Genomic DNA, 25006 nt, shown 5'->3' with positions numbered 1-25006 from the left:
CGACCTCCGGCGCGTATTGGCCGGAAACAGCCCACAGGGCTGTTTCTTTTAGGCCAATGCGCCCATTGGATCCCAGGCGGGGAGCATTTGGGCTGGTTCGGCTAGGGCTTGGAGGTACTCTTCGGGGAGCATGGACTTGGGGACGGCGATCTCATAGACGTATTCGCTGAACCAGTCGTCGCTCATGGTGAAGTAGCCCTTGTCAGCAATCTTGTCGCCCCACGAGTTCTCGACGCGCCAGCGGCGGGTCGTCGTGCCATCCTCGGCCACATCGACGCCGCAGAAGGCCATCGCATGGTTCATCGCGGAATCGCCGAAGCGCACGCGCTGCTCTTTGTCGAGGTCAAAATCGAAGCCGTAGACGCTGCCGTATTCGAACAGGTCGGTGGCCCAGGCGCCGTTGTCGCGGTCCATCATCGGGTGGCAGTCCGCGCCGAACCACACCGGGATGCCCTGCTCGGCCATGATCTTACGCGCGCAGTCCTTCATGAACTGGTTGGGCACGTTGAGATATTCGGTCGGATCACTGCCGGCAACATTGCCCAAATGCTCGATGCCGATCTTCTTGCCCTTCGGGTGCTCGGCACGCGGGTCATCAACGAGGCATACATAGTCCTCGAATCCGGCGTTGATGTACTTGTTCCAGAACTCGACTGGCGTGATTTCACCATCGCGATGGAACGTGCCATCCTTGTCGGTCCACTCCCAATCGAAGCTCTTCGGCGGCTCACCCAGGTGAATCGTCAGCATGCGATGCCCGGCCTCCACGCCCTCGTTGACGATCTCGTCGATGCGCGAAGGCTCGGCATACATCCGCGCGACCTGCGTGTGCAGCATGGAACGCAGCTCGTAGTTCATCTGGCTGGTATTCGCCGAGGACTGCGTCTCCGGGAACAGCGGCTTGGGCACCGCACCATACTTCTTGTAGATGTTCATGGCCATCGTCCACTGGCCGCCGTCGCCCATCACATCCGCCAGCAAATGCAGCATCAGCTGGGAATCGGCAGGTTCACCGGCGCGGACCAGCGCCGCCACATCCCTCAGGAAATAGTTGACGCGCTCAAGCTTGTCGTAGTACATCGCGTAGTTCTGCGACAGCTCGAACTGATCCATATCCATCGACTTCTTGGCGATGAAACGCGCCGCGTTGAGCGAGCTGAACAGCCAGCAGCGGCCGGAACGATTCTGATTCGTGACCTCGCCATTGTCAACCGTCACCGAGAAATGACGCTGCAACAGGCGCGAACGGTCGTAGTTGCGCGCCACCTTATCGATGCCGGACGTCGTGACGGCGTTCATCGCGAGACGGTTGGAGGCCCCGGACTCGAAGCCTTCGCGCAGCTCTTCCAGCCTGGTTTCGTTCAGCGGTTTGATTTCAGTCATACTGCTCCTTGATTCTCATCAACGAGTCAGCACCATACCGGTTTAGGTGCCGCCTGACACCAAACCCGGCCGATGCCGACTCTGCACAATGCGGCGTGGCAACGGCACAGCGCCGCTCACACCGCCGGAATTCCATCCTGAGTTTAGCCGCCGGGCATGAAGAAGCAGCGCAATACGCGGTCGACAAAATCGATACGCATAACGAGACATATAACAAAGGCGGTTGAATCCAGCGTATTCGTCGGATTCAACCGCCTTATTGGGCTTTGCTTAAGTCCTATTGGGCCTTACGCCAGTTGCGTTTCAGCTAGTCAACTCAATTTCCTGCGTCTCCTGACCGGACGATTCCTGGCCATCTTGGCCTTGGTCGATCTGCGCGGATTCAGCGTTCGCGTCCTCGTTGCCTAATGCAGCAGCGGCATCAGCTTGTGCCGTCTCACCCGATGCAGGCTGCTCCGAGGACGTCTCGTTCGCCGCTTCGGCATCCTGACCGGCGTCCGGCGCAGCAGCTTCCTCCGGCGCGGAGGCATCCGCCTGGCTGGACTGATCAGCGCTATCGTTGGCGGCAACCGCGTTAAGCACCGGCACGTTGTCGGCACCGGATTCGCGCGGCCCGGCGAAATCGAAGCCTGAGAACGCATTCGCAAAGAGCGAACGCAGTTCTGTGACCCGCTGCGTGATTCCCGACTCGCGCTCTTGCAACTCCTTGATATGCATCGTCAGGCCATCAAGCTCGGACTGGGCGGCCGCACGGCGTTCCTCAACCTGCCGGTCGGCGTCCCGTCCCGCCTTATCGAGAATGCTGGTAGCTTCCTTATCGGCCTCCTCGCGCTTGGCAGCGGCATAGGCGTCAGCCTGTTCGCGCGCGGCCTTGGCCTGGCCGACCAGCTCGTCCGCCTCCTGCTTGGCCTCGGCGCGGCGCTGCTCGAGATGATCGAGCAGATCGTTGACCTTGGCGGTCGCCTCGTCCTGCTGCGCGGTGATATCGTTGCGAATCTGCTCGGACTCGGCATTGACCTGGCTGATCATCTGCGTGCGCTGCACCTGCGCCTCGTCAAGAATCTCGCGGGCCTTCGCGTTCGCGGAGTCGGTGATCTCCCCCACCTGCCGCTTGGCCTCGGTCATCATATGCGAGACCTGCTCGCGCACATCCGCAAGCTTCTTGTTCGCCTCGGCGAGCGCGCTTTCGATCTGGTCGTTCGCCTCGCTTTTGAGCCGTGCGATCTCATCGTTCGCCGTTTTGCGCTGCTCGGCGACCTCCTTGGTCGCCTGCGCCTTCATATCAGCGATTTCGCGCTCCTGCGAGGCGCGTTCGGAAGCGAGTCGCTTGTTGTGCTCCTCGCGCGCGTTACTCAACTCAATTTCGAGCGCGTCGCGCTGCTCGGCCACGGTTTTAGCCGTCTGCGAAGTGAGCTGGTCGGCATCGGCGCGAGTGCTTTTGCTCAGTGTGTCCGCCTCGCTCTTCGCCTTGCCGACGGTTGCCTCGGCCTTCGCGTCAGCGTCATCGATCATGCGCTGCGCATCCAGCTTCGCGTTGTTGAGCAGGGTCTGCGCCTGCGCCTGCGCGCTTGCCCGAGTGGCAGCAGCATCCTGCTTGGCCCGCTCGAGCAGCTCGGTGCTCGTTTGCTCCGCCGATGCGAGCATCTGCTGGGCGTTCGCGCCCAGCGAGGCAAAGGAATTACCCTGTGACGCCTTCTTGGCGTTGTTCTTCTCCTCCTGCAGCTGGGCCTGAAGCTGCAGAATCGTATCGTCGCTCGACTTGACCTGCTCGCGAAGACTATTCAGCGTCTCCCGGGACTGCGTGAACGCCTCATCGACCCTGTCCTTGTCATATCCCCGCAGGACGATTGGGAAGCCCTCCACCATGTTGTTTCCTTTCACCGCCGGCACCTAGCGTGCCATAAAACTCATCACCGCTTGCACTCTAACGCACGAAACCGCGCATTGCCCGCAGACTCGCACAATCCTTAGCGATACCGCTACAAGAAACAGCACCACCGTGCAGTTACAAAGCGTTGAAGGCGAAAGTCGCCCGCGCTGATATGAGATTGATACACAGCTGAAATGCGACTGATATGCGACTTGTACCGGGCACAATGCGCTGCAATGCCCCTGCACCTACTCAAGCAGAATGTCGCTGGATGACGGCTGCAGATAGTACCGGACGGCTTCGCGCACCACGTCTCGTCCCGCCTCGATCTGCTGATTCATCGGCAGGCCAAGCTGCGCGCCGTCAGTGCCGTCGGCGTCTGTCAGCATCGGGAAATTGACGAAGCCCGACAGCACACGCGGCTGCGACGAGGACCAGTTGAGCAGATTGTAGAACAGCGAGTTGCACACGAAGGTTCCAGCATCCGAGCTCAGCGACGCGGGAATGCCGTCCCGGGTGAAATCGGCGAGAATCGAGCGCAACGGCAGTCTGGTCCAGTAGGCAGCCGGCCCCTGCGCATCGATGGGCAGGCGCGTGGGCAGCGCGTTGTCGGCGTCAGGCCGACTCGCATCCATGACATTAATGGCGCAGCGCTCAAGCCGGATGCCATGCGACGCCTGCTTGAGGCCAGTGGCGATGACGATGTCGGGATTGACGGCCTCGATGGTTTTGAGCAGCGTAGGCCAGGCGCTTCCGAAGCTGATCGGCAGCCGCGTCGCCGTAATCGACACCTCGACGTCGCGCAGCGCATCGTCGCGCTCGTCGCCCCGCTCGCCCAGCCCTCGACCAGCCAGCGCGGCAGGCACCTCATAGGCGGGATTGCTCTCGACGCCCTCGTACGGCCCGAATCCGGAAATCACGACGTTGATATGCTCCATGGAACCCAAGTCTAGCGTTTGCAACTGCGCATGGGCAACACTGAGGCGTCAGCTGAGGGGTCAGCTGAGGCGCCTGCGCAAGAGGCTGAATCGACTGCGGAATCTACAGTGCTCATTGCTCAGTGTGTTTGACTTAGTGTTTTTTGACCCAGCGATTTCGACTCAGCGATTTTGGACGATAAGCGCGAGCATGCGGCCTTCGTGCGCCTTGTTTGCCCGCGAGCTGCGACGATGCGAGTACCACAGCGGATTCTCGAAGGTGCACATGGGATGGCGCAGCTTGGCGATGCGCTCGTTCAGGCGCGGCGAATCCTCGTCATCGCGCAGGCACAATCCAATCAGCTCTTCGTCTTCGCTCAGATACTGGGTTGCGGCAGCGACACGCGGACGTGAATCGATGACGTTGTCGCGCGGGATGCCAGCGGCGGCCAGTTCCTGCATCGCGGCAGCCACAAGGTCGACGCCCGGCCCCGAGAAGCGCGTCAGCGAATAGCTGCCCGGGAAATGCGCGTCGAAATCATCGGCGATCTCGCCGCCGACCTCATAGCAATCCGCACAGATGCGCGGGCCCAACGTAGCGACGATATGCTGCGGCTGCGCGCCTTTGCTCACCATCAGCTCGACGCATGCGCCAATGACGCCGCGCAGCAGCCCACCCCGACCGCAATGCGCTGCGCCGATGATGCCGTGCTCAGGGTCTGCCAGCAGGACCGGCATGCAGTCCGCGGCGAACATGCCAAGGGCGAGGCCGGTACGGGATGTGACCTGCGCATCGGCTTCGATGACGGTATCATTGCCCGATTTGACCGTTCCTGACAGATCGATGCCGAAGGGCGCATTGTGCTTGTGCTTGTCGGCCAACTTGTCCGTATCCACGGCGATGCCGGAGTGAATCTGACTCACTAAGGACAAATCCGCGTTCAATTCCTTGGCTAGGGCGATGCGATTGGCCGTGACGCGCTCCGGCGGTTCCCCGCCTTTGCCGCCGTAGTTGCAGTTGCCCCAATCGCCTTGGCTCACGCCGCCCAGCCGCGTGGTGTACACGACCTTGACGCCCGGGGCCAGATCGATCGGTATGGTGACCGGAATCGGGTTGCCTGCGCTGTCGGTCGGCGACATCGCGCTGCTGTCGAGAATCGCATCATCGAATTGCGGGCTGCCATGCGTAGTGGAAGAGAAATCGGTCATAGTCTCAATCATGGTATGAAGCCCGGATTACCGCGCCTCGCTGTGTTGAGCCGTAAAGCGCACAGTCCAGCTGAACCGTAAAACAGACAGCACGGTGTGCTGTCTGTAGGTGAAGTGAGGCCCCGCCAAGGGACCGAAGGACGGCGTGTTTTGCGCCGTCAGTGCGTAGGCGAGGTGAGCGACCACTAAGGTCGCGAAGGACGGTGCTTTGCGCCGTCAGCGAATAGCAGCATGCCTGCCGGCCTGATCATCCGATGCCCCGATGGCTCAACCGCCCAATCACCCGACTGCCCAATCGACCAAAAGTGTTACATTATGCACGCCAGCGTAAGACTGCCGTACAAAATGCAACGTAATCAGGCTGCGAAACGTTGCGTTTTGTACGGCAGCCTCAACTTAGCGGTCAAAAGGCGACGCTGCGGCCAGCGCAGGCTTACCCAGTGCAACCTCAGCCGAGGGTGGCGAGCTCTTCGGGTGTGAGCTTCAGGTCGCCGGACTTGAGGCTGTCGAGAATCGTTTCGGGGCGATGCGCGCCGGGGATGACGAAGACGTGGCCGCCCTTGGCCAGCTCCCACGCCAGCACGATCTGCTGGTAGCTGACGCCACGGGCCTTGGCCAGTGCGCGGAAGGGGTCGAATTTGCTCTCGTCCTTGGCTTTGCGGTAGCCGCCGAGCGGGCTCCAGCATACGAAGGCCAAGCCGACTTCGGCCGTGTAGTCAAGCGTGTCCTGCGTATCGCGGTAGATCGGTGAATACTGATTCTGCACGGCAATCAGCGAATCCCCGAGGATTGCGCGCGCAGTGTCGATCTGCTCGATCGAAGCGTTGGAGATGCCGGCGCGCTTGGCAACGCCCTCGTCGACCAGCTGCTTGATGGCTTCGATGGACTCGTTGTACGGCACCTTGGGGTCGGGGCGGTGCATGTACAGCAGGTCAATGGACTCGACGCCGAGCGCCTGCGCCGACAGCTTGCCATTGCGAATCAAGGTCTCCGGCCTGCCGTCAACGTCCCAGGTCGGCACGCCGTCGGTGAAATTGCGGAAATGCCCGACCTTGGTGGCGATACTAACCTCATCGCGCGGGCCGTCCCAGGTCTCCAGCGCCTTGCGCACGAGCTTCTCGCCGGTCTGCTCCTCGCCGCCCGAGCAGTAGTAGGCCCACGCGGTGTCGATATGGCGGCAGCCGGCGTCCAGCGCCGCGTGAATCGTCTCCAGCCCCTTGGCCTCGCCGAGGTTGTTCTCCAAAGTCAGCGGCATTTCGCCCAGACCGATGGCAGTCGTATCGTATGGTCCTAAATTACGGTGCAGCACCATGATGTTTTCCTTCCTATGAATTCCTATTGTCTATAATCTCGAAGCCAAGTCTAGCCTGACTCGCTGTGCACAAGGCGTACCTCGCGAACGGGTTTTCTTGGCCAGCGTCATCGGGTTTTCCGGCCCGATTCACCGCCCGCCGAAGGAGCCGCCGCCCGAACCGCCGCCCATGCCGCCGAATCCGCCTGAGGAGAACGAACCTCCAGAAGAGAACGAACCGCCAGACGAGGACGGTTTAGCGGCTTGAATGGTGTTGCTCAAGTCTGCAAAGCTCGCGGTGAGCTGCGCGCCGATATCGCCCACATTGGCGCTGAGCGAACCAGGGTCGAAGCTGCCAGCGGCGAACCCGCCGCCCGCATTCGGGCCGACGCCGCCCAGCTGCCCGGCCGCCACGCCCCACAGCAGCGGGCGATACTGCCAGTACAGCAGCGAGCCACCTGCGTTGGCATCCAGCCATTGCGGGTCGCTCAGCTCAGGGTAGGCTGCGGACAGCTCTTTCACCGCCACTTTGGAGATGCCGAATGCGGCAGCGTAAACCAAGTAGCGGTCCCAGAGCACCAGATCTGTAGGGCCACGGTCGGAGAAATTGCTGAAATGCTCAAGGTAGCGTTTCAGCCCGAGCACCTGCCCTGCCAGATCCTGGCCTTGCTCTGTCAGCCCGGTGCCCTTGGAGCTGAACAGCACGAAGAGGCCACCGAACAAGATCAGCCCGCCCACGATCAGCCCCAGCGCCAGTTGCTTATTCGCCGTCAGCGCGAATAGCCCCATAATCCCAACGAAAACAGTGAGGCTGCCAAGCGCTTTGGCAAAGCCGCCCACAGCGCTGGTGGCCCCGAGTCTGGCGAATTCGTTCCTGACGCTGGTCGTGTAGCGATCCTGCACCTTGTAGCCGCTTTCCCAGCTCTTGAATGCGGCCTTCATCTCATGCAGGTCGAACACCGGGAAACCGACCCGCTCGGCACCGGCCTCAAGCAGACGCAGCGCGCCTTCCTCGCTTTGGCTCAGCCGCAGCGATTGCCGGTCGTTCGCGCACACCGGCATAATCACGATTGTGCTGGTGTCGTTCATATGTCTGGGCGTCTTCGTGTCGGTCTGCAGCATCGCCGAAATCTGCGCGGGCGACGCCTGGCTCATGTCGATGCCGCCATAGTTGCTCGCTGCCCCAGGATAGATGGCGATGGCCTTCTTCGATGCCAATGACAGCACTGTGGACGCCATCTGCCGCGAATTCAGCGCGCTGGAAGACACTTTGCGCATAACCGACAGCATCTTGGCGGCACTGGCCGGGCTCATATCCGACGGGTCGCGCCAGTATTCGATATCGCCGTGGTATTGCGCCTGCTTGTTGCTGCGAATCGAGACTGCGACGCCGACGACGACGAGCGCCAATCCCACGAGACACAGCACGAGGGCCAGCGCGAGCACCCGTCGGGCATGGCTCTGCTGCTCCTGACGCCACAGGGTCTCCTGGCTGGTCTCATCGCTGATGGTGGCGTCCTTCGCCGCATCCGGACTGGTTCTCGCCACGCCATGCGACTGATGGACGTCGAACATCGCGACCAGGTCCAAATGCTGCCCATTGCGGGCGTCGTGGGCCGTGAAATGCAGCGTGCCATCAGCGGCGCGCGACGTCGTCGACGTGCCCGAGAAATGCAGCCACGCCCAGGAATTGCGCGAGGTGACGCCCTCGGGGAACCGCACGGTGCCGGTCACGGTGCCGATGGGGATCTGGTTGCTGTCGCCGAACGGCTCCCACTGGAATTTCGCCACATCGCTGTAGGCCGTAGACACCCCTTCAAAGGTCATGGACACCTCGAATTTGAGGCTGTCCGCCTTCTTGGTGTACGGGATGTTCCAGCCGATCTCCACCGTTCGATCGGAGTCGATGGGCTTGCCGGTCGCCGGGTCATCGCGCGTATACGGCTGGGGATTGTCATCGCCGTCCGTCACATCGGCAATGTACCAGTGCTTGGCGTAGCGCTCATTCCAATCGGATTCGCTAACCCCATCGGGCGATTGCGGGGCGATTTCGCCGTAGCGCTCCCCCGAGGTCACGTTCTTCACGGAGACGTCGGCGATATTCGTCAGGTTCGATTGCCTGAGCTTGTACTGCTGGTACAGCTGCCGCCACGGGCTACCCCCGTCGCGCTTCTTGAGCTTCATGTCGATGAGCTGAGTGATTTTCAGATCGCCGTTCCCCAGCACCGTGACGTCGTAATTCAGGCTGCGATAGCTCTGGTCGGCGGACGCGCCGCCCAGCCCAGTGGCCGCCACCAAGACGACCAGCACGCTGACGACGGCAATCGCGAGCGCCACGACGATGGAACGCACTACACGTTTCGCTGTCATAGGAATCCTCACCTCGGCAATCTATGGTTGACGCTGGCACTGTTTGACGCTGGCTGGAAATCACGCTGACAGCATCAACATTGGTCACGACTTGAAGCTGCACAAAGCTGCCTGACCGCGCGAGTCGACCGCTTTGCGCAGAGGCACGCAACTCAGGATGCTCGAATCTGGCCGCCCAAACCTTAACCGCTCAGAACTTGACCTGCGGAACCTGCCGGTCAGCTTCGTCGGTCTGGAAGTACTGCGCCTGCGTGAAGTGGAACATCCCGGCGATGATGTTGCTGGGCACTGTTTCGATCTTCGTGTTGTATTTGAGCACGACGTCGTTGTAGAACTGGCGCGCGTAGGCGATCTTCTGCTCAAGCGCGCTGAGCTGGCCTTGCAGATCCATGAAGTTCTGGTTGGCCTGCAGTTGCGGATAGGCCTCGGCGGTGGCTTGAAGGTTGACCAGCGTGCGCGAGAGCGCATTCTCTGCCTGTGCGCGGTCAGCTGTGGTAGCGCTGGGGTCGCTGGCCACCGACAGGGCCTTGGCGCGGGCCTGCGTCACCTGGGTGAAGACCTCGGACTCGTGCGTGGCGTAACCCTTGACGGTTTCGACAAGATTGGGGATCAGATCGGCGCGCTGCTTGAGCTGCACATCGATCTGCGCCCAGCCGTTGCCGACGCGGTTGCGCAGCGCGACCAACGCGTTATAGGCGCCCATGCCCCACAGCACCAGGCCGACGACGAGCACGATGACGATGATAAGAACAATAAGTCCGACACTCATATTCGCTCCTTTACGTTTGCTTGCCTTTCCATTCTTGCAAAGGGCAAGGATGGTGGTTTCGCAGCACGCGCAGAAAGCGACCGACCGCAACGCAACGCGCCGTGAATATGGCTGCGAATATGACTGTGAATGCGACTATGAATGCGACTATGGCTATTCGCTTCTTTCTATGAGCGGTTATCAAACGGCTTCAGCGCGCGTTTTCGGGGATTCCACCGAACATGCGAGAACGGCCCGATGCTGGCAGACTGGGGCTATGACTTCAGATCTCGTGCATCATGGCGAATCCTTCGACGGCACGCCGCTTGGCTTCGCGACCAAATCCATCCATCTCGGCAACGGTGTGGACGCCGAAACCGGGGCGATTCGCCGGCCGATCACACTGGCGAACGCCTACGCGCTACCCTACGATCCTTCCGACATCAACTGGTCCAGCTCGGACACGAACCTGTATGCCCGCAACGGCCATCCCAACCAGCGCTACCTTGAGGCGAAGCTCGCAAACCTCGAAGGCACCGAGGACGCGGTCGTGCTCGCCTCCGGCGTGGCTGCGCTCGCCGCCACCTTCACCACGGTGCTGAATCGCGGCGATCACGCGGTCTTCTCCGATACGACGTATGTCGCCGCATACCGACTGCTCAATCAGATATTGCCAGAGAAATATGGCATCGAAACCTCCATCGTCGATTCCTCCGATGCACGCAACATCGCAAAAGCCATCAGACCGAACACGAAGCTCGTGCATATCGAAACGCCCGCCAACCCCACGCTCAAGGTGACCGATATTGAGGCCGCCGCGACGATCGCGCATGAGGCAGGCGCGCTCCTCAGCGTCGACAACACCTTCAATTCGCCGTTCAATGTGCGCCCAGCCGACCTTGGCGCGGACATCGTGATCGAAAGCCTCACGAAGTACGTCAACGGCCACGGCGATGCGCTCGGCGGTGCTATCGCCACGCGCAAGGAGATCACCGACCAGATTCGCTTCACGTATCAGGTGAATTACGGAGGCATCATCTCGCCGTTCAACGCCTGGCTCATCAATCGCGGCTCGGTGACGCTGCCGCTGCGCATGAGGCAGCACAACGCCTCCGCGCTGGCCGTCGCTAGGCATCTGGAATCATTGCCGCAGGTGCGGTTCGTCGCCTACCCCGGGCTGGAATCGCACCCGCATCACGAGGTGGCGGCACGGCAGCTCGCCCGGCCCGATGCGGGCTTCGGCGGCGTGCTCGCCTTTGGCCTTGACACCGACCACGACGGGCACAACCGCTTCGTCTCCAAGCTCAACGTAATCACCTCGGCCGTCTCGCTCGGCCATGACGAAAGCCTTATCGTGTTCCTCGGCGAGGACGACGAGCGCCAGTATCTCTACCCGCAGGAGTTTCATCGCGGCTTCTTCCGCCTGGCCGTAGGACTGGAAGACACCGATGACCTCATTCGCGACACCGATCACGCGCTGGCTGAGGCAGGGCTGTAGAGGTACGCCCACACTCCGTGTATCATTCGCTGACCATCGTCCGACAAGCAGTCTGCTTAACTTATACAGAGAGTGCTGGCCGCGAGAGCATACGAGAGGCCCGCCCCGGTTCATAGCCAGGGCGGGCCTCTCGTGTTGTAAAGCTGCGCTTATCGAGTCGATTCGACTCAGATCAGCTCAGTGTTTCAACAGCTCAGTGTCTCGACAATCAGTCGGATGATCAGTCCTCGAAGGGATCGAAATCGCGACGCACGCGGCGGCGCGGACGCTCTGAACGCTCGGCGCGGTCGGCGCTGTACTCGTCGTAGTGATCGTCGGCGGCGTAGCGCGGGTTGCGGTCGTTGCGACGGCCACCACGGTAGCCGCCACGGCGATCATCACGATCCGAGCGATCGTCATGCGAACGACGCGGACGGTCGCCATAGCCACCGCGGTCCTCGTGACGGTCATCATGGCGATCGTCACGACGCTCATAGCGGTCGCCGCGATCCCCACGGTCGTCATGCGAACGGCGCGGACGGTCATCGTAGTCGCGGTCATCGCGGTGCCCACGGTATCCACGGTCGTCGCGGCCGCCACGGCGGTCGTCACGATCGTCGCGCGAACGGCGCGGAGCCGAGGATTCCTGGCTTTCGAAGCCGGGGATGGCCAGTGAGATCTTGCCGCGATCGTCGACGCTCTGCACGATCACCTCAACGGTGTCGCCTTCCTTGAGCACGTCCTCGACCGCTTCAACGCGCTCGCCGTCAGTCAGGTTGCGGATCTGCGAGATATGCAGCAGGCCGTCGGTGCCAGGCGTCAGGTTCACGAACGCGCCAAAGCTCGTCGTCTTGACGACCTTGCCGTTGAAAGTTTCGCCGGCTTGCGGCACATGCGGGTTAGCGATGGAATCGATGATGCCCTTCGCCTTCTCAGCAGCTTCGCCGCCTTCGGAGGAGATGTAGACCGTGCCGTCATCCTCGATGGCGATGTTGGCGCCGGTGTCTTCCTGAATCTGGTTGATCATCTTGCCCTTGGGTCCGATGATCTCGCCGATCTTGTCGACCGGGACAGTCGTAGTGATGATGCGCGGCGCAGTCGGGCTCATCTCGGCCGGGCAGTCGATGCACTCGTTGATGACCTCGAGGATCGTCGTGCGGGCTTCCTTGGCCTGGTTCAGCGCCGAGGCCAGCACGTCGGCGGGGATGCCGTCGAGTTTGGTGTCGAGCTGCAGGGCGGTGATGAACTCGGAGGTTCCCGCCACCTTGAAGTCCATGTCGCCGAAGGCGTCTTCCGCGCCCAGGATGTCGGTCAGCGTCTTGAAGATGTGCTGTCCGTCGACGTCACCGGAGACCAGACCCATCGCGATGCCCGCGACCGGGGCCTTGAGCGGCACACCGGAGGCAAGCAGCGACATGGTCGAGGCGCACACGGAGCCCATCGAAGTGGAGCCGTTGGAGCCAATGGCCTCGGAGACCTGGCGGATGGCGTAGGGGAACTCCTCGCGATCGGGAAGCACCGGCACCAGCGCCTTCTCGGCGAGCGCACCATGGCCGACCTCGCGGCGCTTGGGCGAGCCGACGCGGCCGGTCTCACCGGTCGAATATGGCGGCATTTCGTAATTGTGCATGTAGCGCTTGGTCTGCGGGCCGGAGATGGCGTCGATCTGCTGCTCCATCTTGAGCATGTTCAGCGTCGTGACGCCCAGAATCTGGGTCTCGCCGCGCTGGAAGAGCGCGGAGCCGTGGACGCGCGGCACGATGTCGACCTCGGCGGACAGCGTGCGGATGTCGCGCAGGCCGCGGCCGTCGATGCGGTAGTCCTCGGTCAGGATGCGACGGCGTACGATCTGGCGCTGCAGCTCCTTGAAGGCGTTGCCCAGCTCCTTGTCCTTCTCGGCCGGATCCATCTCGGTGAACTCACCGGTGAGCGCTTCGCGCACGGAGTTCTTGATCTCATGCAGACGCTCCTGACGCGGCAGCTTCTCCGCGATGGAAAGCGCTTCGTTGAGCTGCTCGTGCGCGATTTCGTCGATGCGCGCATACAGCGCGTCGGTGTACTCCGGGAAGAGCGGGAAGTCCTTGGCCTCCTTGGAGACCTGAGCCTTCAGCTCGTTCTGCGCCTCGCAAATCGCCTTGATGAAGGGCTTCGCGGCTTCCAGACCGCCGGCGACAACCTCTTCATCGGGCTTGGTCTGGCCCTCGTCATAGATGAGGGTCCAGGCGTTCTTGCCGGCGCCGGCCTCGATCATGGCGATGGCAACGTCACCGTTCTCGATGACGCGGCCTGCGACCACGATCTCGAAGACGGCGCGATCGCGCTCGCTCCAACGCGGGAAGGCGACCCACTGACCGTCGACGAGCGCCAGGCGCACGCCGGAGACCGGGCCACCGAAGGGCAGGCCGGAGATCAGCGTGGATGCCGAAGCGGCGTTCAGCGCGATCATGTCATAGGCGTCGTCAGGATTGACGGCGAGCACGGTCTCCACAACCTGCACCTCGTTGCGCAGCGTGTGCGGGAACAGGGGGCGCAGCGGGCGATCGATGATGCGGCAGGCCAGGATGGCCTCAGTCGACGGGCGGCCTTCACGGCGGAAGAACGAGCCGGGGATCTTGCCCGCGGCGTACATCTTCTCTTCGACGTCGACGGTCAGCGGGAAGAAGTCGTAGTTCTCCTTGGGGCTGGATCCGGCGGTCGTGGTGGAAAGCACCATCGAATCGTCGTCGAGGTAGGCGGCTACTGCGCCGTCCGCCTGCTGGGCCAAGCGACCCGTCTCGAAGCGCAATGTGCGCTTGCCAAATGAACCATTGTCAATAACGGCCTCAGCGGCCTTGATTTCGGGACCCTCCACGGGTTCCTCCTTCTGTTTTGTTTCTATTTCCTACGCAACATAACCAAATAAGCCAATCCGTTTGCTTGGCGCCCATGCGCCCAATCCGACGCGGCATACCTGGCCGCGCATCCTCATTCGGATCTCATTGTTCACTTATGTCTTGAGTATTGTGCTGTTCTGTTATTCTCGTCGGCCTTCGTCTGCTACTGCGCACCATTTGCCTATTGCTTGCGGTCGCAGTTGCACGCTTCAGCCGAAAATCCTGTGAGCTTGCGTTTCGCCATGCCTCATGGTTTGCGTTTTGCGACGTTTCATGTTTCTTCACATGCACGCTGCATTGCTTCTCGCCACACCTTCACGAATGCTTCCGCGCCTTGTCCACCACTGTCCACTGCTGTTCACCGCGCGACTCGCATCCGGCTGCCGTCATCTTCAGTTATATCAAGTTGTATCGAGTTAGATCGTCTTGAGTTATATCACCTGCAGCGCGGTTCTGACGCTGCGCCGCACATGTCCGCGATGCAAAAACGCCCGGACGACAAGTCGCCCGGGCAACAGTTGACTATCGGCGCAAGCCGAGTCGCTCGATCAGGGAACGGTAACGATCGATGTCAACGCGCTTGAGATAGTCAAGCAGACGACGACGATCGCCGACCATCAGCAGCAGACCACGACGCGAATGGTGATCGTGCTTGTGCTCCTTGAGATGCTCAGTCAGGTCGTTGATGCGCTTGGTGAGCAGCGCGACCTGGACCTCGGGGGAACCCGTGTCGCCTTCGTGCGTCGCATACTGCGAAATAATACCCTGCTTGTCTTCAACCGTAAGTGCCACGGTATCCTCCTTGTAATCACTGCGCGGTGCCTGCAACCCAATGCTGCAAGCGCTCTGTATCCGCGGGCGAAACACGCCAATCGACTATTGTACGAATAGCCTGCGACTGGGCGGCGCAGGAAACGCTGGATATATGTTGAACATATGCTGAGCATATGCGTCTAGAACATGTTCAGCAGCGCACCGAGCACAATGGCCAGGGCGATCAGTTCGATCACGAAGAACATGATGAACGAGGCCCAGCTGCGAGTGAGCACGTTGAGCGGCGAATCCTTCCTGACCAGCACCAGCAGCCCGACCCAGAGCACGGCGAAGACGGCCAGGCCGAAGCCGGCGGCGATGATGCCGAGGTTCGCGGCGTTCGCCAGACCAGCCGATTTGCCATACACCACGTAGGTCGAATACCAGAAGTTGAGCCTGAGCAGGCACAGACCGGCGATGAACTGCTCGGCAGCCAGACCGATGACGAATACGGTGCGCCACAGCCATTTACGCACGTCGACGATCATGAGCCCAAGCCCGGTAACGGCGAGCAGCGTGACCGTCCACGAGACGAATGCCACACCTCGCACGTTGAGCAGGCTCAGATGCTCCACCAGCCATGCGGTCCGATTCACCGCAAATGTGCGCCCCAGCCAGTACGGCGCAATCAGCGCGATCAGGACGAGGACACCGTACACGCTCCACTGCAAGGGCCGGGAGCGGCTGCGCTCGATGTCGGCAAGGGAAAGATCGGATTCGGGTATCGAAGCCACCGGATGCTTGGACACGTCGACCGTGGCGATAGCGCCGTCGATAATCTCGATGGCGGTGTTGTCGCCGACCGGCTGGGGAGTTGGCGGGACTTGGGGCTGGGCGGTCTGCGGGGTCTGGGCATTTGCAGCGTTGCCCGTGTGGGTGTCGGCCGAGGCAGCCGTCGTGTCAGCGTTGCGAGCGATATCTACAGCATCCGAGGCACCAGCAGCGTCGTCCGTTTGCGCCATAACGGTTCGCTCGGATTCCACGCCGTCAGCAATCCGATCCGCCATGCCGCCCCCTCATTGTTATTCTGCACCAATTGTATTGCAACGATACGCCCGCCGCATCCCTTCGACGCCATGCGCGTCGGGAGCTGCCATCCGCGCCAGAATCGTCGCCAGAAGTGTCGTCAGAAGTGTCGTCAGAAAATCAGCTGCCTTGTTTAGCGTCGGCCCGTTCAGTGAGCCAGACTTTCATGACGGTCTGCCGACTAATGCCCATGCGGCGGGCCTCACGATCAAGCACCTCAATAAGCCATTCAGGCAGTTGCACGCTGAGCGGCACAGACAGTGCAGACGGATATTGAGCACCTGAATCGCACGCATAGTGGTTTCTCTCGAATCTATTAAGCAGATTCGAGAGAATCATGCGGTCTCATACGTGCAAACGCCCACGCGCAGATCCTCAAGAATGGCGGTATTCCGCCAAAATAACAAATGCCCAATTTGGGGTCTACTTTGCGAAGTGCCTAATAGACGAAAAAAGTGCTTAATACATGGAAAACCCGAAAAATCCGGCTTTGCCAAGGGCGCATACCCTCGCGAACATCTATTCAGCACTTTTTCGTCTATTCAGCACATACAAAAGTATGTACTCATCGCACTCTTCGCATAATCCTTGAAATTCCGCCAATCTTTATATGCGGGAACAAGATTCGCAAGGCCTTGTCGCAGCAGTCGCACACGAAATCTGCTTAATAGATGGCATACGCGTGGCATACACATGCATTTCAATCATGCCGAACATACAATGGCCGTCCGCAGCATGTCATTGCTTCGGACGGCCAAATGAACAATTGCGCGATGCTGCGCGGCTCCTACTGCTTCGAGGATCCGTGGTCGGACACGCCACAGGCTTCTCCGCCGGTGCCCTCAAGCGCGGCGCTGGGCGACAGCGACAGCAGATTGACTGAATTCGAAGCGGGAGCTGCGGCAGAAGATGCCGCAGCCGCATTTGCGGACGGCTCACCGGATGCGCCAGAATCAGCGGCTGAGACAGCAGCAGCAACAGGAATGGAAACAGCCTGGTCATTGGGCTCGGCAGCCGATGCAACTGGCTGGCTGCCGAGATCGTCTTCGTCATCCCAGAGCTTGCGCTGGTAGTACAGGTCCTTGTCGAGCTCATGTTCGGAGGCGGCGACGATGAAGGCCGTGTTCGCGGCTCCTGCGACGTTGACCGCGGTGCGGCCCATGTCCACGATCTGCGAAATCGGCTGGGTGACGGCGATGAAAGACACGGGAAGACCTGCCGAGGCGAATAATGCGGTCGCGGTCACTGTTGCGGTGCCCGGCACGCCGACCGTGCCGATGGACACCAGCAGCGCCAGGACGATCAGCAGCAGATACTGCCCGAAGGAGTAGTTCAGACCTTGCGCGTTCACCGCGAACACGGCGAGCAGCACCGGCCATACACCGGCGCATCCCGGCATGCCGAGATTGGCGCCCAGGCTGGCGACGAATGAGGCGACATCGTCCGGAACGCCGCCGCGCTTGAGCTGGCGGACCGTGACCGGAATGGTGCCGATGCTGCTTTCCGAAGTGAAGGCGACGACGCCGGCAGGTCCGAAGGCCTTGAAGAAATGAATCGGGTTGAGGTGCGCCGCAGCGCTCAGAATCACTGGCTGAACGATGAACAGCTGCAGAATCAAGGCGATGTAGGCAACGACCAGCACCGAAACCAGCGGCACAAGCGCCGAAACCACGCTATTGCTCACCGCAGCGGCAATCAGCGACAGCGTCGCATACGGCGTGAAGCCCACGATGATCTGAGTGGCCTTCGACAGCACGACATTGCCGGCATCAGCGATGACCTTAAACGGCTGCACCGCCTGCGCGCCGCGCTTCGTGCGGGATGCCTCGTTGAATGCGATGGCCAGAATCAGTGCGAAGATGACGATGGGAACCACTTGGTTCTGCGACCAGTTGAGCACGAAATTCGAGGGGAACAGGCCAACCAGCGTATCAAGCACGCCGGGAACCACCTTGTGATGCGCGCCGGCCGGCTGCGCGCCGCTGAAGCCCGAACCGACCTTGAATACTATCGCCAGGCCCAAGGTGATTGTAGCCGCGGTAAAGGTATTGAGCAGCAGGAAGAACACGGTCTTCAAGCCGATGCTGCGCAGCCTGACCGACTCCCCCAGTCCGGTGATGCTCGAAATCACGCTGAATACGAGCAGCGGCACCACAATCGCGCTGATCGCATGCGCCCACACCTCGCCGAACACCGCGACAAACTCCACATGCTCTTTGAACGCCACGCCGACCACGATGCCTAGCGCCGTCGCCACAATCACTCTGATGCTGAAATTCACATGCCGCCTGCGGCTCAGCCACGCCAAGCCTGCAAACAGCACAACGGTGACCGCCAAAGCCACCCAGTTCCATGCCAAATCCGACATGATCACTCCCCTTTTGGCAATTTTGCCAAATCTGCGATTATTCTGCACGTTCTGCAAAACTGCACCCACTCTAAAACGAGTTGCTGCCAAACGCCACCGCCAGGCTATCGCCGTTAGTTATAGGGGGTTATGCGGGTTAATCGCATGTCGAAACAGCATACAGAATTCCCGAAATTCTATATGAAAATATTGTCCAGTTCTGCGCACCTACTGCTGCGCACCTTCCTCGCTGTTCTTACCGTCTTTGCTGATCATGCGAATCAGCAGGGCAATCATGACGTCTTTCTCTTTGGGATCGCTCATGGAAACCATCAACGTCAACGCCGCCAACGCATTGCTGGTGATGCCCGGACGCCCTTCGGCATCGTCGAGGACGCCGTTCTTGGCGAGGAACGTGACGAAGAGAGCAGCGGCGCTACGCTTGTTGCCATCGATAAGCGGGTGGTCCTTGACCGTCAGATATAGCAGATTCGCGGCCTTCTCCTCCACGGTTGGGTAGAGATCCTGCCCCGCGAAGCTCTGGTAAATCGCCTCAACCACCGCCTGCAACCTATCGCCACGCTCATTGCCCAGCAAATCATCGTCTGGAAATGCCTGCTTGAGCCCAGCGATGATCTCGCGCGCTTCGTTGATTGTCAACGTCCAACCGGGAACCTCGTGCGGCGACGTGGCGATTCGGCCCTCGTCGTAGTCGCGCAGCAGCTCCAATCCAGGCAGGTAAGCGGCCAGCACATCGGCCGAGCCGGCGATCAGCTCATCCGTTGAGCGTCCCAGAATTTGCACCACCTGGCCAATCTGATCCAAGCGCTGCTGGTTGAGCGCATAGCCTTTGACCAGATAATCCTTAAGCCTGCCTGTAGCCCAGATGCGAAAACGTGTAGCGGTGGCGCTTTTCACCCGGTAGCCCACGGAGAGAATGAGGTCGAGGTTGTAGTAGGTAAGTGTTCGCGTTACCTTGCGATGCCCCTCCTGACGAACTGTTCGGAAATTCCGAACAGTTGCTTCGGATGTTAGTTCCCCTTCCGCGAATATGTTAGCGACGTGTTCGCTGATGTTCGCCTTGGAACTCTTAAAGAGCTCTACTAACTGGGCTTGTGTCACCCATACAGTGTCATTCTCCAGCCGCACGCTGATGGCCGGCGAGCCATCGTCGCCCTGATAGAGCACAATCTGCCCGGATGGTTGGTTGTTCGTGAAGTTATTCATGGGTAGGCCCTTCGCATCGATGCATCAACGTATTCGTTTGCTGTCGAAAGCGTCCAAACCCATTATTATTCAGTCACTAGCCATCGATCATTCTAACATCAGCATGCAAACTCCGCATGCGCTCCCTTAAGTGCCTTCGACAAGACTTATTCCGTACGGAATAATTCAACCCTACCAGAGCCCACCAACGCATATGGGACTGTCGGCGTGGCTCTGGGTATGACAAGCACCAGCGGTCCCAATCCATGTATTTGATGCAACAAAACCGTTACGGCAGTAGGCGTTCGCTGCCAGCATAACATTGTGCCCCCTGTGGGATTCGAACCCACAACCCACGACTTAAAAGGACGCTGCTCTAACCGTTGAGCTAAAGGGGCAACTCTTTAACGATACACGCGGCTGACGGACAAAACAAATACGGCGTTGCGTCACATTCGGTGGTTTATTCAGCGACTTATTCAACGGTTTGTTCGGCCGCTCTGTTCAGCATGGAATACGGCTCGAAAGCGCAAGGTACAAGAATATGCAGGAATAAGGAATATAAAAATGGAATACGGTGAAGCGTACACTGTGGTTGAAAAGCTGCCTTCGGATGCGATGGGGATGGAATATGGCGATTGACCTGAACGATGCAGACAACGCTGCATCAGACACTGCTACCTCGGACACAGTTATCTCGATTCTGGAGCCGCTAGGAGTGCCAGAGGCCGCGCTGCAGGCCGAGCTTGACACGCTGCCGAAAGGCGTCACGGTGCGCTCCTACGACACGCGGCCCACCAATGACGACGAACTCATTGAGCGCGCCAAGGACGCCGAGGCTCTGGTCGTGACGAATCTCCCCTTGCGCAGCTCCGTGCTGGAACACTGCCCGAAGCTGCGCACCATCGCGGTGGCCTTTGTTGGGTTCGATCATATCGACCTCGACTACTGCCGCGAGCACGGCATCACCGTGAGCAACTGCCCGGGCTATTCGAACGAGGCCGTGGCCGAGCTTGTCATGCTGCTTACGCTGGCGCTCCTGCGTGAGGTGAAGGCCAATGATATCGCCGCGCGTTCGGCACAAACCAGCGAGGGGCTGCGCCGGAACGAAATTGCGGGCAAGACCTTCGGCATCATCGGCACTGGCAATATCGGCCGCCGCGTGGCGGAATTGGCCCAGGTGTTCGGGGCGCGGATTGTGGCATGGAACCGCACGCCGCGCGACATCGAAGGCATCGAATTTCTGCCGCTGGACGATGTGATGCGTCAGGCGGACATCATCACCGTGCATGTGAGCTCCACGCCGCAGACGGCGCATCTGGTCAGCAGGCAGCTCATCGGCCTGATGAAGCCGAACGCGGTGTTGATTAACACGGCCCGCGGGCCGGTCGTTGACAATGCGGCGCTCGCCGAGGCACTGAACGCCGGGCGAATCGCCGGGGCGGGCATCGACGTGTTCGACGAGGAGCCGCCTCTGCCCGCCGACGATCCCCTGCTGCACTCCCCGCATATGATGCTCACGCCGCATATCGGATATGCTACCGACGAGGCGCTCGGCAAACGCCTGCACGAGGCGTTCGGCAATATCCGTGCTTATCTGCACGACGGCACGCCAACGAACCTCGTGGCATAGACGGCTCAGCATGACGTAAGCGGCTCTTGAGCCCGTTCACCCACGGGCCCGCCGGAACGACGCGCCCGGAATGCTGTGCGCAAGTCACTGGTTAGCTTTGACGAATGGCGCAATTCCATCGCCTCACATTGGCAATGGACGACTTGCGTATGGGGTCTTGGGCGCGTCATGCAAAGACCAGACACCAGCACCACCACTGCCGGCGACGCGGCCATTGCACCGACACCGGCATCATTCAAGCTCCGACAAAGCCTCATGCCAGACTTGCGCAAGCGCACCGGCGCACCGGCGATCTCTGGACGCAAGGAAGCCCGAATTCCTAGGGTTCAGCGTCTCGCGGCCAGACATATCCATGATCACGCCACCAGCCTCATGCACAATCAGCACCCCGGCGAAATGGTCGACAGGGCCGAAATGCCCGATCAGCGTGCCCACGCCGCGACCCAACGCAATACCGAATACGCTCGCCGTGCCGCTGCCAGGCACCCGCAGCGTACAGTATCGCTCGGAAAGTCTCCCGAAGATTCCATTCAGGCCACGCCATGCGGATTGGTTGTCCAATTCCACGGCGACAACCGTGCCCTGAAGCGGGTCGCTGGCATCAATCGCGCGCTCGGGAATCGTCACACGCTGTCCTTCTGCCCATGCGCCGTAGCCGCGCCGCGCCGTAATCACACGCCATCCGATGGGATCGATCACAGCGCCGACGATCGGCTCCGAACCGTCGCGCACCAGCGCCAGCGAGAAGCTGAACCACGGCAGCCCATTCGCGTAGTTGATCGAACCGTCCAGCGGGTCAAGGAACCAGCAGTCTCCGCATTCGGGCTCGTCTCCGCCCATCTCCTCCCCTACGATCGGAATCTCGGGGAATTGCGCACGCAGCGCCTGGCGCACCAGCCGTTCGATCAGCCCGTCCAAATCCGTGACCAGGTCCGCAGGAGTCGCCTTGCCGTGCACATGGGTGCGGTATTCGTCTGCGCTCTCGCGTACGAGTTCGGCTGCATCCTGCGCGATCAGTCTGGCGACGGCAAATGCTCGTTCATCCCGTTCGGATTCGTTTTCCTCATGATCCACGTCGAAGGAATGCGCTGATTCGCGGATCGCAGCAAGGCGGTTGCTGGTAATGCCGTCCACACCGATACCTGCCAGATGGCGCGCCTGCACCTCATCGTCGACAGTCCAGCAGCACACCTCCAGCCCGAGCTCATGCGCTCGTTCGACCAGGTCCGGCCCCACAGCGAGATGCGGGGCATTGAGCACCTGCGGGCGCAGCGTCTCGACGTCTTCGAGGAATGGAAGCTCTGCCTCGCTCCACGGCATCCATATGATGGCATCGGCATCAGCTCCGCGGATGATGCGCATCGCTTCGAGCGCGCCGCACCATTCCACTTCACGTCCCATTCCACAGCGCATCACGACATCGAGCGCGGGAGCCGCGAACGCCTCGTCGTCCATGTCGATGAGCAGACGTGAACCGCTGCCGTGAACGGCGGTCAGCACCTCTTCCAAAGTCGGTATGCGCTGGTCAGCATCACCCCATCCGTCACGCAGCTCGCGCAAAGTTACGGAGTCGATGCGCCGAGGATCTCCCCATACCCTGAGCATATCGGGGTCATGAAGCACTACAACGCTCCCGTCCGCAGTCAGCCGCACGTCAAGTTCGACCAAATCGGCTTTTGCCTCAACAGCCGCCCTGAATGAAGCCAGCGTGTTCTCTCTGATTCCCGCATCCACATTTACTACGCCGCGGTGAGCTGCAAATCGCATGCCCATGTCATTCATCATTGCATTACCTCCGATAATTCGTTGCCGACATAGTGATATACCCGTTTCGCGCTTAAGCGGACATATTGCCCTGCACAGACGGGTGACGCGTCATTCGAATGCAGTCCCACGAGTGAAGCGCCACCGTCAGACTCGAAAACAACTTCCCCGTATCGTCCGTGCGGAATCAACCGCACGACTCTGGCATTGATTACGGGCATGTGATTGGGTGACAGCTGATCGTCCTCACAAGCCGCATCCTCATCGCGTGGCTGGTCGGCGGAGATATAGACGATGTCTTCAGGACGAACCAGCCAGTGTTCGTCTTTCACGACACGCCGTTGTCTGAAAGCTTGGTCAAACTCGCTCATTGTGCCGATGAAGCGGGCAATATTCTCCGTTGCCGGCTTAGCATAGAGCTCATCAGGTCCGCATACCTGCTCCAGTCTGCCATCATGCATCACGGCGATGCGGTCGGAGATCGCCATAGCCTCCTGCTGGTCATGCGTGACCATGATCGTCGTGATATGCAGACGCTGCTGGATGGAACGGATATCCTCGCGCACCCGTTCGCGCAGCTTCGCGTCCAGATTGCTCAGCGGCTCGTCGAGCAGCAGTATCGATGGCTCGCGCACGAGGGCCCGGGCCAAAGCGGCACGCTGCTGTTCGCCTCCCGACATCCTGGCGGGGCGGGCTTTGCGTTGCTGTGTAAGATTAACCAGTTCCAGCGCCGCATCGACGCGCCGGGCGATCTCCTCCTTTGGCCGCTTGGCGACACGCAGCGGGAAGGAAACGTTGCGTTCGACTGTCATATGTGGCCAGAGCGCATAATTCTGAAACACCATCGCGCTCGGCCTACGCTCGGCACCCAGCTCGGTCACGTCGCGCGAATCCATCCACACCTGCCCGTCATCGGGGTGCAGGAAGCCTGCGATCATCCGCAGGGTCGTGGTCTTGCCGCAGCCGGACGGGCCGAGCAGCGAAACGAATTCTCCGGCACGCACCTTCAAGCTCACGTCTTTTATGACCTCGCGCCCGGCGAAGCTTTTATGCAGTCCCTCGACGACCAGACCCGGCTCGCCAATATCCCGCGTATCCCGCGCTGAGTCGTATCCTCGGACGCCGGGCGGTTCAACGTTCCCGCCGCCAACGGCAGGCTCGTGATCATGTGTCGCCATACTTGCACCTTTCCCGCCGACGCACGAACCGCATGCCTGCGTCGACACCGTAATATCCGTAATATCCAGTAGTCGTCGTCAGCGAATCTGGAATCCTTCAGCCAGTCGCCCGCCCATTATGTATTTTCTGCATACCAGCAGCAGCACGACGGAAGGGACGGCAAGTATCAGCGCGAAGACTGCCGACACCTGCTCGGGGTAATTCAATACCATCGAATACATCTGCGTGGGCATGGTCATGTATTTCGGCGCACCCACGAGATACGTGCCCTGGGATTCATCGAAGGAAGCCAGAAACGACATGACCATAGCGACCAGGATGCCGGGGGCGGCTATTGGTAAAGTCACTGAGCAGAATACCCGCAATTTACCCGCTCCAGCGTCGGCGGCCGCTTCTTCCAAGGCTTTCGGCACGCTGGAGAATGCCGCTGCCGGAATCCATGTCATATTGACCAGCGTGCTGATCAAATGAATGATGAGGATGCCGCTGATGCTCTCCATCAGGTGCAGGCCGTAGAATATGGCCGCCATTGCGACATACAGTCCCATCTTCGGAAACGCATTGACCGCCAGCAGGCTCACCTGGAATATGCGTCTGCCAGGGAAATTGAATCTGGAGAATGCATATGCCGCAGGAAGGCAGACCAGTGATGACAGCGCCACAGTGACCGGGGCGAAGAACAGCGAGTTGCCGATCGAAGCTTGCAGCTGGCTGTCCGAAAACACGACCGACCACCAATGCAGTGTGAAACCGTCTGGCCATAGCCGCGGATAAGTCCACGAGGTGACGAAGGCATGGGCGACAAGCCACAGGAACGGCCCGAGAATGAAAACCACCGCGATGGCGACGAGGAGCCACGTGCACACGGCCTTCGCGCCGACTCTGATTGCTGATGGCATA

18 protein-coding genes and 1 tRNA gene are annotated in these 25006 nt (G+C 60.5%); 2 read left to right on the top strand and 17 right to left on the bottom strand.

The genetic code is table 11. From position 1 onward, the window contains the following. Nucleotides 1-48 precede the first annotated feature (48 nt). The 7 genes from DDF78_RS04770 to DDF78_RS04740 form a co-directional block, all read right to left on the bottom strand. Entirely contained in the window at nucleotides 49-1383 is a 1335-nt protein-coding gene (locus DDF78_RS04770; protein ID WP_152580599.1) for a C1 family peptidase, read from the bottom strand. Between the two features lie 303 nt (nucleotides 1384-1686). Then, nucleotides 1687-3249 carry a cell division protein gene (locus DDF78_RS04765; protein WP_202613211.1) on the bottom strand — a complete coding sequence of 521 codons (1563 nt, stop codon included), beginning with the start codon at nucleotides 3247-3249 and terminating at the stop codon, nucleotides 1687-1689. 252 nt (nucleotides 3250-3501) lie between these two features. Then, entirely contained in the window at nucleotides 3502-4191 is a 690-nt protein-coding gene (locus DDF78_RS04760; protein WP_152580598.1) for a pyroglutamyl-peptidase I, read from the bottom strand. Between the two features lie 162 nt (nucleotides 4192-4353). Continuing rightward, a complete protein-coding gene (locus DDF78_RS04755; protein ID WP_152580597.1) occupies nucleotides 4354-5379 on the bottom strand; it encodes a purine nucleoside phosphorylase YfiH/LACC1 family protein in 1026 nt (341 codons plus the stop codon). A 448-nt stretch (nucleotides 5380-5827) separates the two neighbouring features. After that, nucleotides 5828-6691, bottom strand: coding sequence for an aldo/keto reductase (locus DDF78_RS04750; protein ID WP_152580596.1), 864 nt, complete (start codon nucleotides 6689-6691; stop codon nucleotides 5828-5830). 129 nt (nucleotides 6692-6820) lie between these two features. Beyond that, nucleotides 6821-9040 (bottom strand): DUF2207 domain-containing protein, encoded by a 2220-nt coding sequence (locus DDF78_RS04745; protein WP_152580595.1) that lies wholly within the window; start codon nucleotides 9038-9040, stop codon nucleotides 6821-6823. A 190-nt stretch (nucleotides 9041-9230) separates the two neighbouring features. Continuing rightward, nucleotides 9231-9809, bottom strand: coding sequence for a LemA family protein (locus DDF78_RS04740; RefSeq protein WP_152580594.1), 579 nt, complete (start codon nucleotides 9807-9809; stop codon nucleotides 9231-9233). Nucleotides 9810-10065: 256 nt separating this feature from the next. On the opposite strand from DDF78_RS04740, the gene DDF78_RS04735 reads away from it, so the two are divergent. After that, the gene (locus DDF78_RS04735) at nucleotides 10066-11286 is read left to right on the top strand and encodes a trans-sulfuration enzyme family protein (RefSeq protein WP_152580593.1); all 1221 of its coding nucleotides are present in this window, start codon (nucleotides 10066-10068) and stop codon (nucleotides 11284-11286) included. A 220-nt stretch (nucleotides 11287-11506) separates the two neighbouring features. Here DDF78_RS04735 and DDF78_RS04730 read toward each other — a convergent pair whose 3' ends face one another. The 7 genes from DDF78_RS04730 to DDF78_RS04700 all read right to left on the bottom strand — a co-directional run bounded on the left by DDF78_RS04730 (nucleotide 11507) and on the right by DDF78_RS04700 (nucleotide 19928). Beyond that, entirely contained in the window at nucleotides 11507-14116 is a 2610-nt protein-coding gene (locus DDF78_RS04730) for a polyribonucleotide nucleotidyltransferase (protein ID WP_152580592.1), read from the bottom strand. Between the two features lie 544 nt (nucleotides 14117-14660). After that, nucleotides 14661-14930 carry a 30S ribosomal protein S15 gene (gene rpsO / locus DDF78_RS04725; RefSeq protein WP_152580591.1) on the bottom strand — a complete coding sequence of 90 codons (270 nt, stop codon included), beginning with the start codon at nucleotides 14928-14930 and terminating at the stop codon, nucleotides 14661-14663. 161 nt (nucleotides 14931-15091) lie between these two features. Further along, nucleotides 15092-15736 carry a hypothetical protein gene (locus DDF78_RS04720; protein WP_152580661.1) on the bottom strand — a complete coding sequence of 215 codons (645 nt, stop codon included), beginning with the start codon at nucleotides 15734-15736 and terminating at the stop codon, nucleotides 15092-15094. A gap of 361 nt (nucleotides 15737-16097) precedes the next feature. After that, nucleotides 16098-16316: a ribbon-helix-helix domain-containing protein gene (locus DDF78_RS11970; RefSeq protein WP_202613210.1), complete on the bottom strand. Its 219-nt coding sequence runs from the start codon at nucleotides 16314-16316 to the stop codon at nucleotides 16098-16100. A 448-nt stretch (nucleotides 16317-16764) separates the two neighbouring features. Continuing rightward, a complete protein-coding gene (locus DDF78_RS04710; protein WP_152580590.1) occupies nucleotides 16765-18345 on the bottom strand; it encodes a dicarboxylate/amino acid:cation symporter in 1581 nt (526 codons plus the stop codon). A 207-nt stretch (nucleotides 18346-18552) separates the two neighbouring features. Continuing rightward, nucleotides 18553-19551, bottom strand: a complete 999-nt coding sequence (locus DDF78_RS04705) for a virulence RhuM family protein/type II toxin-antitoxin system death-on-curing family toxin (protein WP_152580589.1) — start codon at nucleotides 19549-19551, stop codon at nucleotides 18553-18555. Nucleotides 19552-19855: 304 nt separating this feature from the next. Continuing rightward, a tRNA-Lys gene (locus tag DDF78_RS04700) sits at nucleotides 19856-19928 on the bottom strand. 233 nt (nucleotides 19929-20161) lie between these two features. On the opposite strand from DDF78_RS04700, the gene DDF78_RS04695 reads away from it, so the two are divergent. Further along, nucleotides 20162-21163, top strand: coding sequence for an NAD(P)-dependent oxidoreductase (locus DDF78_RS04695; RefSeq protein WP_162000700.1), 1002 nt, complete (start codon nucleotides 20162-20164; stop codon nucleotides 21161-21163). Nucleotides 21164-21394: 231 nt separating this feature from the next. On the opposite strand, the gene DDF78_RS04690 is transcribed toward DDF78_RS04695, so the two are convergent. The 3 genes from DDF78_RS04690 to DDF78_RS04680 are packed head-to-tail and all read right to left on the bottom strand — an operon-like array spanning nucleotide 21395 to nucleotide 25005. Continuing rightward, nucleotides 21395-22936 (bottom strand): inositol monophosphatase family protein, encoded by a 1542-nt coding sequence (locus DDF78_RS04690; RefSeq protein WP_162000699.1) that lies wholly within the window; start codon nucleotides 22934-22936, stop codon nucleotides 21395-21397. Nucleotides 22937-22944: 8 nt separating this feature from the next. Beyond that, entirely contained in the window at nucleotides 22945-24153 is a 1209-nt protein-coding gene (locus DDF78_RS04685; RefSeq protein WP_202613209.1) for an ABC transporter ATP-binding protein, read from the bottom strand. Between the two features lie 30 nt (nucleotides 24154-24183). After that, nucleotides 24184-25005, bottom strand: coding sequence for an ABC transporter permease (locus tag DDF78_RS04680; RefSeq protein ID WP_152580586.1), 822 nt, complete (start codon nucleotides 25003-25005; stop codon nucleotides 24184-24186). Nucleotide 25006 lies beyond the last annotated feature (1 nt).

This window comes from Bifidobacterium tibiigranuli (genome assembly GCF_009371885.1).
Classification (GTDB): Bacteria; Actinomycetota; Actinomycetes; order Actinomycetales; family Bifidobacteriaceae; genus Bifidobacterium; species Bifidobacterium tibiigranuli.
The sequence above is the reverse complement of the archived record's forward strand: the minus strand, read 5'-3'. Positions and strand labels throughout refer to the sequence as shown.